Consider the following 12993-nt stretch of genomic DNA (forward strand, 5'->3'; position numbering starts at 1 on the left):
ATATGCATGACCATATCCTTCAAGGTAACTTTAAGGTCAAGCGTTTTCTTTTCTACATCCTGTGCAATTTCTTCTTGGCTTTGGGTCCGCCTACGAGATCCACGGACTGCCTGTCTGCTCCAACCTGTTATCATTTAGCTCTATCTACATGCTGGGGCAGCCAGCTAGTAACCGGCACTAGCCAGTATCGATCGATAGAGCCCTGTTCCGAGGCAACGGCCTGAATGCTGAACTCCGCAAACAATGGAATGACATGGGACTTTATAACCGCTATGTATTGCCGCATCTCATGCATCTAGCAATGCGTACGCATTTGCTCGAAGCATACCGCCAGCGCTTGGCATCACAGGCTCAGGGAGTCATGCTAGAACTTGGCTTTGGGTCAGGGCTCAACTTGCCTTTCTACGACGTTGAAAAGGTCCGGCAGTTCTATGCACTAGAGCCCTAGGAAGGCATGCTCGAATTGGCTCGGGCACCTATTGCCAAAGCGGCGTTTCCGGTAGAAGTGCTGCAGGCCGGGGCCGAGCGGATTCCGCTCCCGGATCAGAGCATCGATACCGTACTCTGTACTTGGACACTCTGCACTATTCCTAATATCGAGCAGGCGCTCCTCGAAGCGCGCCGGGTCCTCAAGCCTGGAGGACAGTTTCTGTTCACGGAACACGGCCTTTCACCGGAATCTCGGGTGGCTCGCTGGCAGCACCGCATGACACCGCTTTGGACGCGCTGTGCTGGAGGCTGTCACCTGAACCGCGAAGCAGACATCTTGTTGCAGATAGCGGGGTTCGAGGTCGTCAGCGTAGTCAAAGGTTACCTCGGTCCACTAAAGCTCATGACATTTATGTCCGAGGGGCGAGCCAAGTTACCTGAGTCAACAGTGGCAGGAGCCGAGTCGAAGAATGCCTCCAGCTCTATTTGAGCTGGAAGGTAACAGAGCCCTTCGTCAGAACAACCCTGAAACGTCACTGAAATGGCCACCGAGCCAATATCCTCGCTTTCCGAAACGATGGGAGCGCTGAGCACGACCTGGTCATAAAAGACGTATAGCTTGCCCAACTGGGGATGAATGACAAGCTCGCCCGGGGGTATCTCCAGCTCTCCGAAGCTGGCTGACGGGTCAAGGCTTTCCAGTGCAAACTGGTGTCGATGCAGATAATAGCCGGGGGCATTCTTGAACCTAACGAATATCCTACTATCGCTTCGCCATGCGCTAGCCTGAAAGGCTTGATTGACCGGCAAGAACTTGCCTAGGACGGGATCATTGAAGAGCCCGTGTTTACCGTTATCCGCGAACAATTCCTCGCTGGCCGCTGATTGTCCCACGATGAGGAACAGAAGCATGAGAAGAAGAGAGGCGGCTCTCATGAGGCGGCCATAGTTTTTGCAATATCCACCGACTGGCGTCTCGCCCAGACGATCAACGCAAGGCCCCCCAAGACCATCGGCAAGCTCAACAATTGGCCCATGGTTAGCCAATCGAAGGCAATGAAACCCAACTGAGGGTCGGGCCGGCGCATGAACTCCACGGCAAAGCGAAAAACACCGTAAAGCAGCAGGAATAGGCCGGATGTCATGCCTCGCTGACGGGGACGGCTCGAGAACCACCACAGCACAACGAACATCACGATGCCTTCCAAGGCGAACTCATACAACGAAGAAGGGTGACGTGGCTCCGGCCCCAGCCCCATCATGGGCGGCCACACCATTGCCCAAGGGACCTCGCTGATGCGCCCCGGCAATTCATGATTGATGAAATTACCAAGCCGCCCGGCACCCAGACCAATCGGCACCAGTGGTGCGATGAAATCGGTCAACTGGAAAAAGGCCAGGCGATGCTTGCGGGCAAACAACCAAGCCGCAACCAGCACGCCGGTCAAACCGCCATGGAAGCTCATACCTCCTTCCCAAACCTTGAAGAGCCATAAGGGATCGGCCAGTAATTTATCGAACCCGTAGAACAGCACATAACCAATGCGACCACCCAATATGATGCCCAAGGCCCCATAGAAGATCAGATCGCCGATGTCGTCACGGCTCATGCCCAGTTGATGGGCGCGGCGACGCCCCAACCACCAGGCAGCGGCGAGACCGACCACGTACATAAGGCCATACCAATGGATCTGCAAAGGGCCTATGGCGATGGCAATGGGATCGATTTGAGGGTACTGAAGCATGGTTTTTCCTTATATTCCGACGGTCAATTCGGTTGCCGGATTTAACGCTCAACAAGCCTTGTTTACTCAACAAGATGTGTTAATGCCTAGCCGGGATCGTCGACGTCATCCAGCAAGTGGCGTCGGTAAAAGGGGCGACTTACTCTGGGAGCTTGAGCGACTCGGGGCTCGTCGGCTGGTGTCTAAGATGGCTCGCCGCTGACGGGCTGAAAACGACGCAGTCTTAAAGAATTCGTCAGGACGAAGATACTGGATAGGCTCATGGCCGCAGCCGCCAATATCGGGTTGAGCAGGAAGCCGGTGAATGGATACAGCGCCCCTGCCGCTACCGGAATCAACGCCACGTTATAGCCATAAGCCCAGGCGAAGTTAGACAAAATGGTCTTGCGGGTGCGCTTGGACAACGCCGTGGCATTGACGATGCCTCTCAGATCGCCACGCATGAGCACGACGTCACCAGCCTCGATCGCAATATCGGTACCCGTGCCAATAGCAATGCCCACATCGGCTTGCGCCAATGCCGGTGCATCATTGATGCCGTCGCCGACGAATGCAGTATTGCGGCCTTCAGCCTGTAGTCGCTTGACCTCGTTTGCCTTTTGATCCGGCAACACTTCGGCGAGCACCTGCTGAATCCCCACCTGTCTAGCGATAGCCTCGGCCGTGGCGCGGTTATCACCGGTCAGCATGGCCACATCCAGGCCCTGCGCCCTGAGTGACGCAATAGCCTCAACCGAGCCCTCTTTGAGCGGATCGGCAACAGCAATCACCGCCGCAAGCTTGCCATCGACTGCCGCATACAGCGGGCTCTTGGCCTCTCTGGCAAGCGCAGTGGCACGCTCTTCCGCCTTGCCTAGGTCGATGCCGAGCCGACTCATATAGCGGTCAGCTCCCACATTGAGCTTATGGCCGTCGACCTCGGCTTCGATGCCAAAACCAGGCTCGGCCTGGAAGCGGCTGATGGATGGCAGATCTAGGCCTAAGTCTTTTGCACCACGTACAATCGCTTCGGCAATCGGGTGTTCACTTTGCGCTTCGACCGCGGCGACCCAGCGAAGCACTTCGTTCTCCTGCCCTTCGAGCACTACGAAGTCCGTCAGCTCGGGGCGTCCCATCGTCAGCGTGCCAGTCTTGTCCAGCACGATCGTGTCCACCCTAGCCAGGGTCTCGAGTGCTGCCCCTTTACGAAACAGCACACCCATCTCGGCCCCTTTACCGGTCCCCACCATGATTGCAGTGGGCGTCGCCAGGCCCATCGCACAGGGGCAGGCAATCAACAGCACACTGACGGTGGTGACAAAGGCGAAAGCCAGCGCCGGGGCTGGCCCGAAACCGAGCCACACAGTAAACGTGATTGCCGCAATCAGGAGCACGATCGGTACGAAGATTCCGGCAATCTTGTCGGCCAGCTTCTGGATCGGCGGTTTTTCCGCCTGGGCAGATTCCACCATCTTGACGATCTGCGACAGTACCGTGTCGGCACCGACTCGGGTGGCGCGGAACGTCAGAGCACCGTTCTTGTTGATCGTTCCGCCAACGACCTCATTATCCATCTGCTTGGCAACCGGCACCGGCTCCCCGCTGATCATCGACTCGTCGACGTAGGAGTGACCTTCCTCGACAATGCCATCGACGGGGATGCGCTCCCCCGGACGAGCCAGGATACGATCACCCGGCACGACGGCCTCGATCGGTACTTCAACCGTGTCGCCGTTGCGGATGACGCGGGCCGTTTTTGCCTGTAGCTGCAAAAGCTTCTTGATCGCCTCGGAGGTGCGGCCCTTGGCGACATGCTCGAAGTGACGGCCCAGCAGGATGAGCGTCACGATGACCGCCGCGGCCTCAAAGTAGCTTCCGGCGGTCCCCGCAGGGAAGAAGCCGGGAATCAAGAGCGCAGCCACAGAGTAGAAATAGGCGGCGCTTGAGCCAATCATGACCAAGCTATTCATCCCCGGGTTCGCATGTCGCAGTTCAGCGAAGCCCGCCCGGTAGAAACGTGCCCCGGCATAGAACTGGACTGGGGTAGTCAGCAACCACTCGATGCCCATCCAACCTCGGTGCGGCATGATGCTGGTGAATATCGCTTCCAGCGCAGGGATCATCTTGCCCATGGCAATAAACACGACCGGAATCGTGAATGCTGCCGCAATCAGCACCTTGTTGCGAAGCTGGACGCCCTCCTGGTCCTCGCGCTCGGTCTGTGTACTCTCCCCTTGGTCCTGCGGCTCATATCCCGCATCACGAATGGCATGGTGGATGCGTGGCAACGTTACCGCCGCGGGCAGGAACCGCACAAAAGCCTTTTGCGTGGTGAGATTCACGCTGGCCTGGACAATGCCTGGCAGCTTCTCAATGGTACGTTCAACCCGTGAGACACAAGAACCGCAGGTCATGCCGATAATACGAATCTCAGCGGTTTCAACGACAGGCTGGTAGCCAGCCTCTTCAACAGCATGGACTGCCTGGCTGGGATTGGCATGCTCTTCGAAAGTAACCGTGGCCTTTTCAGTCGCCAGGTTCACTTGCGCATCCGTGACACCGGACTGCTTCTTGAGGGCGCGCTCCACGCGCCCGACGCAGGAAGCACAGGACATGCCCTGAATACTGATATCGACACGCTCGGTCATTTAGAACTCCTGGCGGCATCACTCACGTTAACAAGGTTCGAATGGCTGGCGATTGTTTCGCCAGGCCAGAAGGCGGGAATAAAGGGGATTTACTTGCCGTCGGTGATCGCTTCGACAATGGGGCACCCTTCCTTCATGGGGCCCTCTCCGGAACACTCCGAGAGGGTTTTCGAAAGCACCGACTCGATTTTCGAAAGATGCCTGATCTGCTCTCGAACTTTGATCAGCTTCTCTTCGGCAATCCGCTTGGCTTGTGCCCGGTCGCCGTTGGCATCCTGCAGGATCAGCAGTTCACGAATTTCATCGAGTGTGAACCCCCATTGCTTGGCCTGAAGAATGAACTGCAGCCTGGCCACATGCTCCTCGGGATAGCGGCGGTAGTTGGATTCCGTTCGCTGGGGCTTCGGCATGAGCCTCTCTTGCTCGTAGTATCGGATCGCCTGGGTGGCAATGCCGCAGCGCTCGGCCAGTTGTCCGATACTGTAGGTTTTCATCAAAAGTTCCTCAGCGACACTTCAGGTAGCCCGGTGCAACCGGGCCACCTGATCGTTCTGTTGGTTACTTGGGCTGGCGGACCACACGCAGGTACGATGTCTGCTCATCCCAGCCTTCAGGAAAGCGCTCCTTGGCTTCCTCGTCCGACACGGAGGGGACGATGATGACGTCTTCGCCGTTCTGCCAGTCCACCGGGGTTGCCACCTTGTGCTTGCCGGTCAGTTGCAGCGAATCGATGACCCGCAGGATTTCATCGACATTGCGACCCGTGCTGGGTGGGTAGGTCAGGGTCAGACGAATCTTCTTGTCAGGGTCTATGATAAAAACGGTGCGTACCGTCAGCTTGGGATCGGCCTTGGGATGAATCATCCCGTAAAGCTCTGCCACCAACCGATTCTCGTCAGCCAGTAGCGGATAGTTGAGAGACGCACCTTGGGTAGTCTCGATATCCTTCGCCCAGCCGGCATGAGAAGTCAGCGGATCGACGGAAACACCGATCAGCTTGGCGCCGCGCTTGTCGAACTCATCTTTGCGCTTGGCAAATGCGCCAAGCTCTGTCGTGCAGACAGGGGTATAGTCGGCCGGGTGAGAAAACAACACGGCCCAACTGTCGCCAAGCCACTCATGGAAGCTGACAGTGCCTTCCGTTGATTCCACCGTAAAATCGGGTGCTATTTCTCCAAGCTGCAAAGTCATGGGGCTATCCTTACATTGGGGTTGGGTGATACGTAGTTTACGATAGCCCTAAAGTAAACTTTAAGGTCAACCCCAATGATGAAAAGCTTGTTATTGCAGTAGTCGTCCAACGAACTTGACCTCCAGGCAAGGCAAAGGTTTTAAGCTCGTACTTTACCGATCTATCAGCGGCCTTAATCGACCGATGCCATTCCTTCCTTCACTACCTCAGATGCCCCAGCTTGATCGGCCTGTTTCCCCTCCTAGCAAGGCTGGGATAAGCGGACTTTCGTCGCTGTCTCGGTCTGGTTGACCTCAACGGCTCTCAGCGAATCCTGGCTACATAGTGGTTCTCGTTAAACCGCATACATTAATCGTGGATAAACGGATGCTTACAAGAAGAGCCCTCGTCAAGAACTTGATCCTTGGCGGAAGCGCGGCAACGCTGGTCACAGGCATGGCCGGTTACAGTGGTTTACAGCAGTTACTATTGGGAAGACCCGCTTTTGCCACCTCTCTCAAACCGCTTGCTGTTCCGCCACTGCTTGGCGGAGAAAGCCGGGACGGGATAAGGGTGTACGACCTCAACCTACAGAAGGGCACTACCCAATTCTACGATGGGATGAATACGCCCACGCTGGGTATCAACGGAAGCTATCTCGGCCCGACGCTAAAGATGCGGGCCGGGGATACCGTGCGACTCAACGTCACCAATCAACTCGGCCAGAACAGCACGCTGCATTGGCATGGCTTTCATCTACCGGCCTATGCCGATGGGGGGCCTCATCAGATTATCAAGGATGGTGCTACGTGGTCGCCACAATTTGAGGTGAAACAGCGTGCCTCGATGTTCTGGTACCACTCTCATTTGCCGCCCGTCACCGGCCCGCAGGTGTACCAGGGCCTTGCCGGGCTGATTTATGTGGACGACGACGAGACCGGGCGCTTGGACCTACCGAGCGAATACGGCGTGGACGACATTCCACTAATGCTACAGGATCGCACGTTCGACGATGATGGTTCGCTATTCTACTCCGGCATGATGATGGGCGTGATGGGTGACGTCCTGCTCGTTAATGGCAGTTTGAATCCGTATTTTGAATCAAAATCCCAAAAGCTCCGCTTGCGGATTCTCAATGGGTCCAATGCCCGTTTCTACTCGCTGGGTTTCAGTGACGAGCGCATGTTTAGTCAGATAGGCACTGATGGCGGGCTTTTGGAGCGCCCAATTGATGACTCGCGCATTACTCTCGCACCTGGCGAACGCGCTCAGGTCATTGTTGATCTAAGTGATGGTCGCCCCGTCGTGCTACGCGCCGTCTCTTCCGGAAGCGGCCCGGTGGGCAGTGAACAGGTGTTCGATGTCTTACGTATCCAGCCCGACCTCGAACGTGCTCGCGTCGCGCCGCTGCCCAGTCGTCTCGTCACGCTGGATCCGCCCGATCCTGCTCAGGCGATCGGGGCTCGCCCGTTCGTATTGGGAATGGGCATGACGATCAATGGAAAACGGATGGATCGCAACCGTATCGATGAAACTGTCCGTTTAGGAAGCACAGAGATCTGGGAGATAAGTAACACTAGCATGGTACCCCACCCGTTCCATGTACATGATGTCCAGTTCCGAATACTCGATCGCAATGGCTCGCCTCCTGCGCTGAACGAGATGGGACTGAAGGATACGGTGGTCGTTAATCCTGCTGAGCGGGTACGCGTGCTTCTGAGCTTTACGGATTACAGTGATCCATATCTGCCTTATATGTACCACTGCCATAATCTTGAACATGAGGACACAGGCATGATGGGCCAGTTCGTTGTGACAGCCTAATCAAATCATAAGGGCAGCTTCACCCCTCAAAACAGTGTATTTTGCTGATAAAGCTACGCGTCATAAACGGAACCGGCCTCGGCCCATACGTTTAATGAGGGAGGCCCGTCTGCGTTGATCGAAACAAATCGTAAATTACTGCCCGGGACGAGTTGACCACAACAACTGGCATACAATAGGAGCTAGCACGGCACGTTAGCTTTGCACCAATACCCCCTCTAAGCCCGCCGATACCAGCGTGAACAGGACGAAGCCACCCACAAAAGCCAGCGGCGAGACGTGCGTATCTTCGCCGCTTTCATGAGCCTCGGATATCATGTCCTCAATGGCGGCGACCGTAAGAAGGCCTGCCGTAAACGTCAATGCTGCGAGTTTGAACGACTCCGGTTGGCTTCTGAGCACGAAATAAGCAAAAACGGCTGCCGAGAGGACGGGGATGGCAAAGGAGGCAGAAAGCAGCAGGCGCTTGCTGCGCGGAATCCCTTTGTCCTTCATGTTGGCAATTGCCGCGAAGCCCTCGGGAATATCCGCGAGAACCTGGCCCACCGCCAGGATCAAAGCGACTGACAGCGAGACCGCCGATCCCGCTCCGATCAGGAGACCGTCGCTGAACAAGTCGATGGACACGGCAATATAGATCATCCAGACGCTCGCCTGGCCGCTTTCTCTCTGCTGGCCTTGCCGCCTTTGAATGCCCTCTACGAGTTTCTCGATACCTATGTAAGCAATGCCGCCCAAGGCGAAGGAGAGTGTGATCAGCCAGGCTGAGAGACTTTCCAGCACGCGCGGCATGATCTCCACCGCCACCACCGCAATGACCAGACCGGCGGCGCCATGCAGGGCGTAATTGAGACGGCGCCCGGTCGTCCGCGAGACCTCCGCAACCAGCCCGCCACCGAAGTTTCCCAACGCGGGAAGCAATGCCAGGCCGAGCACCATCCAAATGCTATCCATGATCACCTTCCCTGGTCGATGTCTAGCTATCCGCCTTCTAGCACTCGCCTTCAAGCACTCGCCGGCGAAGCGGCCTGGCCCGAGCTTTCCGGCGGCACATTGACGGAGGCTCCACCGCCGCGTGTCGGGCCCTGTCGATTCTCGAACCGTAACAGACGCAGCGCATTCAGCGTCACTAGTACGGTGGCGCCGGTATCAGCCATGATAGCTACCCACAACCCGGTCAGACCAAACATGGTCGTCAACAGGAATACCGCCTTCAGGCCCAGCGCGATGGTGATGTTCTGGCGAATATTGTTCATGGTGGCGCGAGCCAGACGAATCATGGTCGCTATGTCGGTCACGCGATTACGCAGCAAGGCGCCATCGGCCGTTTCCAGGGCGACATCGGTGCCCGAGCCCATGGCCACGCCGACGTCGGCGGTGGCGAGTGCAGGCGCGTCGTTGATCCCGTCGCCCACCATGATCACCCGGTCCTTGGCGACCATTCCCTTGATTGCCGTGACCTTGTCGTCAGGCAGCAAGCCTGCCTGGAACTCGATGCCCAGCGGATCGGCAATCGCTTTCGCGGTACGGGGGTTGTCACCGGTCAGCATCACCGAGCGGATGCCCAGTGCCTGGAGATCCTTGATGCCGTCGATGGCGTCCGTGCGCGGCTCGTCACGCATGGCAATCAGTCCGACGATCGCGCCGTCCCTAAACACCACGACGGCCGTCTTGCCCTGCTCCTCCAGCGCAGCGATCCGCGTCTTCAGAGCCTCTGTCAGTACGCCCTGGTCTTCAGCGTAGCGTGGCGAACCGACATAGCTACGATGACCGTCCACGCTTGCCTCGACACCATGGCCGGCGATGACGCGTGCGTCCGCCCCTTGAGAAAACGCGATATGACGCGATTCGGCATGACTTAACACCGCCTCGGCGAGCGGGTGGCTGGAGCCGGCCTCGACACTGGCGGCCAAGGCAACGACATCAGCCTCATCGTGGTCATCGGCAGCCGCTTGCACGTCGGTAACGACTGGTTTCCCGGCGGTCAGGGTGCCGGTCTTGTCGAAGGTCACGAGGCTAGCCTTGGCGGTGGACTCGATCACCGCGCCCCCCTTCAACAATAGCCCGCGGCGTGCCCCGGTAGACAGCGACGAGGCGATCGAAGCCGGTACCGAAATTACCAGCGCACACGGGCAGCCAATCAACAGCAGCGCCAGGGCTCGATAAGTCCATTCACCCCAAGCGCCGCCGAAAAGTAGCGGAGGAATGATCGCAACGAGTAGCGCGGTACCGACCACAGCGGGCATATAGACACGGCTGAAGCGATCAATGAAACGCTCGGTGGGCGCACGGGCTTCCTGTGCTTCTTCCACCAAGCGGATGATCCGCGCGATGGTATTGTCTTCGGGCGCCTTGGTGACGCGAATACGCAGCACGGCATCATTATTGATGGACCCGGCGAAGACCGACTCGTCGAGGGTCTTGCTCTTGGGCACCGATTCACCGGTCACCGGCGATTCATCGATAGAAGACGTTCCTTCAATGATCTGCCCATCGGCAGGAATCCGGTCGCCGGGTCGCGCGACGACGACCTGACCAATCTTCAGATTCGCGGCATTGACCTTGCGAGTCGCCCTCTGTGCGTCTTCGACCAGCGCGCTCTTGGGCACCAGATCACTCAGCGCGCGAATGCTCGAGCGAGCGCGATCCGCAGCCACCCCTTCAAGCACTTCGCCGACGGCGAACAGGAATACCACCAGCGCCGCCTCCTCGGCGGCACCGATGATCAGCGCGCCACCTGCAGCGATGGTCATCAGCATTTCTATGGTGAACGGCATGCCCGCGCGCGCGGCAGAAAAGGCGCGTTTCGCCACGGGAACCAGCCCGACCAGACACGCCAGGATGAAGCCCCAATAAGCCAGAGACTCCGAGGCCACCAGGCGCACCGCCACGGCGGCCAGCAGGACAGCCCCGGTCATGACCACTAGCCGGCCCTTGCCATGCAGAAACCAGCGTTTCGGTGAGGCCGACACTGCCTCGGCGACGCCTTCGTCAGCTGTGGAGCTGGCGCCATTGGAGCCATTACCGGTTATGGCGGTGCGCGGCGTTACACTGTAACCGAGCCGCTTGATCGATTTCTCGACGCTGTCCGGCGAGGTTTGCTGTTCGTCGAGCTTCAGCGTGAGCGTCTCGTTCATGACCGACACTTTGACGTCGGAGACTCCCGGCAGGTTCTCCACACCGCCACGAATTTTCGCCGCGCAACTGGCGCAGTCCATGCCGCCTACCTTCCAGCTGAGCGTGCTCTCGGCGTCGGCCCGATCAGGTACCGTCACCGTTTCCGCGTCGTTGTCTTGAGCGTTACCGTCACAGCAAGGTGAATGACATTCGGATGAGTTTTCTGGACTGGCAGTATCAGAATCAGGCATGAATTGGACGGAATAGCCAAGTCGCTCGACGGTCTTCGCGACACGCTTCATTGAGGTTTGTTGCGTGTCCAGCCCAAGCCTCAGCGTCTCCTTCATCACCGAAACCTGAACGTCGGAAACGCCTTTCAAGCGTTCCACCGCACCACGGATCTTACCGGCACAGCTTGGACAGTCCATGCCTTGAACGGTCCACTGGTATGTGTTACCGGATGCTTCGGTATGTGTAGCTGGCATGAAAAGTTACCTAGTTCAATTTCTCTGCTCAAACTCTAAACCTTCTAGTGGCTATAGAGTCAAACCGCATCGTCTTACTGGTAAGGAGGCATGCGAGGCGGGCTGCTGGTTAGCTGCCATGTTCGTTGTCCTGTTTAGCGATGGCCTGCGGATCGTGTAATCGCTCGCTCTTTAAGCTAAAAATGCCCCTATTGTTGTGATCCGATGAAATTGACATCCGTATAAAAGTGGCATTCGCCATCCCGCACGAGTTGATCCATGGCAAGATAGCGGCATATTTTCCCCTGAATTTGGCGGTCTCGTACTCGACTAGGGGTATTTGATCGCGGAAGCCGCTCAAGCCGTCAATATCCGTGCTAGCCCTTGAGACGCTGGGTCGAACGGTTTCGAACGGAGCGTAGCGGCGCGTGAAAGTCAGAGAGCAGTTTGCCCAAAGCCCCCGCTCCGCCGAAAGTTGAACCTTCATGATGCATATTGAGTACAGAATCGATCGTATTACTCGCCAGTCGTACTGGATTAATCTCGCTGCGCATCGAAATTATTATAATTATCTTAACGGATTCCCGCTCAACTTTATCCAATTAAAAATGACATAAAGCCTCAAATACTTTAGTGAATCCCACTGCTTTTTTAGGCACGACCCAGATAGTGCACGCTAAACAAGCCTTGAGTATCAGTCCAGCAGGAAATCGCTTCAAATCCTGCACGATCTGCCAGTGCCTGAAAGCCTTCAACCGTATATTTGTAGGAATTTTCTGTATGGATGGTCTCGCCTTCCAGAAAATGGAAGCGCTCGCCCTCGACCGCGACGACCTGGGGTAACTGGCTGACCAGGTGCATCTCGATGCGGGATTGCGCCTCGTTGAAGAAAGCCCGGTGGGCGAAATGCCCGGGATCGATTGCGGTGTTTAGCTCTGCGCGCAGCCGATCCAGCAGGTTCAGGTTGAACGCTGCCGTCACGCCCACCGCATCGTTGTAGGCGGCTTCGAGTGTCGCCTTGTCCTTGAGCAGGTCGACACCTATCAACAACCCGCTGCCTATGGGCAGCAAGGAGCGCAAGCCGCGCAGGAAATCTTCGGCGGCCTGGGGATCGAAATTGCCGATGCTCGATCCCGGAAAGAAGCCGACCGGCCGTTCGCATCCCAGCCCCTCCGGCAGGACCATGTTGCAAGAGAAGTCGGCACAGGCGGCGTGTACCTCGAGCCATGGATAATCGGCAGCCAGGCGACGCGTGCTTTCGAGCAGGAAGTCTCGGGATATATCGATGCCGAGATAGCTTGACGGTCGCATGGCTTCCAGCAGTAACCGTACCTTGCGACTTGCTCCGCTGCCGAGCTCGATCAACGTCGCCTCACTCCCGGCGATGTCCGCTATCTCATCGGCGGCGTTGGCCAGGATCAGCTCCTCTGTTCGTGTCGGATAGTACTCCGGCTGTGCGCAGATACGGTCGAACAGCTCGGAACCCCGCTGATCGTAGAAGAACTTTGGCGAGGCGAATTTCTGGTCGGCGCTGAACCCCATCAATATCTCATCGCGAAGCGACGTTTTGGCAGGGGTCGTGTGCATGTCATGGAATTGTACGGCCAGGGTCATGA

The 12993-nt window shown here is 57.2% G+C and carries 9 protein-coding genes; 2 read left to right on the top strand and 7 right to left on the bottom strand.

The window, feature by feature from the left end; all coding sequences use genetic code 11:
• Positions 1 to 454 precede the first annotated feature (454 nt).
• Positions 455 to 919 carry a class I SAM-dependent methyltransferase gene (locus tag BTW08_RS16065; protein ID WP_210403266.1) on the top strand — a complete coding sequence of 155 codons (465 nt, stop codon included), beginning with the start codon at positions 455 to 457 and terminating at the stop codon, positions 917 to 919.
• 442 nt (positions 920 to 1361) lie between these two features.
• On the opposite strand, the gene lgt is transcribed toward BTW08_RS16065, so the two are convergent.
• The 4 genes from lgt to BTW08_RS16090 form a co-directional block, all read right to left on the bottom strand.
• Positions 1362 to 2174: a prolipoprotein diacylglyceryl transferase gene (gene lgt / locus BTW08_RS16075; protein ID WP_071231944.1), complete on the bottom strand. Its 813-nt coding sequence runs from the start codon at positions 2172 to 2174 to the stop codon at positions 1362 to 1364.
• 182 nt (positions 2175 to 2356) lie between these two features.
• A complete protein-coding gene (locus tag BTW08_RS16080; protein ID WP_075563532.1) occupies positions 2357 to 4801 on the bottom strand; it encodes a heavy metal translocating P-type ATPase in 2445 nt (814 codons plus the stop codon).
• A gap of 89 nt (positions 4802 to 4890) precedes the next feature.
• Entirely contained in the window at positions 4891 to 5295 is a 405-nt protein-coding gene (locus BTW08_RS16085; RefSeq protein WP_071231946.1) for a heavy metal-responsive transcriptional regulator, read from the bottom strand.
• Positions 5296 to 5359: 64 nt separating this feature from the next.
• The gene (locus tag BTW08_RS16090) at positions 5360 to 5992 is read right to left on the bottom strand and encodes a peroxiredoxin (RefSeq protein WP_075563533.1); all 633 of its coding nucleotides are present in this window, start codon (positions 5990 to 5992) and stop codon (positions 5360 to 5362) included.
• A 367-nt stretch (positions 5993 to 6359) separates the two neighbouring features.
• On the opposite strand from BTW08_RS16090, the gene BTW08_RS16095 reads away from it, so the two are divergent.
• Complete coding sequence (locus BTW08_RS16095; RefSeq protein WP_139313694.1) at positions 6360 to 7796, top strand: multicopper oxidase domain-containing protein; 1437 nt, start codon at positions 6360 to 6362, stop codon at positions 7794 to 7796.
• 195 nt (positions 7797 to 7991) lie between these two features.
• Here BTW08_RS16095 and BTW08_RS16100 read toward each other — a convergent pair whose 3' ends face one another.
• From BTW08_RS16100 to egtD, 3 genes are all read right to left on the bottom strand, one after another.
• Positions 7992 to 8750: a ZIP family metal transporter gene (locus tag BTW08_RS16100; protein WP_075563534.1), complete on the bottom strand. Its 759-nt coding sequence runs from the start codon at positions 8748 to 8750 to the stop codon at positions 7992 to 7994.
• 50 nt (positions 8751 to 8800) lie between these two features.
• On the bottom strand, positions 8801 to 11398 hold the full coding sequence (locus tag BTW08_RS16105; protein ID WP_083627930.1) for a heavy metal translocating P-type ATPase: 2598 nt from the start codon (positions 11396 to 11398) through the stop codon (positions 8801 to 8803).
• Positions 11399 to 12028: 630 nt separating this feature from the next.
• Positions 12029 to 12991: an L-histidine N(alpha)-methyltransferase gene (gene egtD, locus BTW08_RS16115; RefSeq protein WP_075563537.1), complete on the bottom strand. Its 963-nt coding sequence runs from the start codon at positions 12989 to 12991 to the stop codon at positions 12029 to 12031.
• Between the last annotated feature and the right edge of the window lie 2 nt (positions 12992 to 12993).

This window comes from Salinicola sp. MH3R3-1 (assembly GCF_001937155.1).
Classification (GTDB): Bacteria; Pseudomonadota; Gammaproteobacteria; order Pseudomonadales; family Halomonadaceae; genus Salinicola; species Salinicola halophyticus.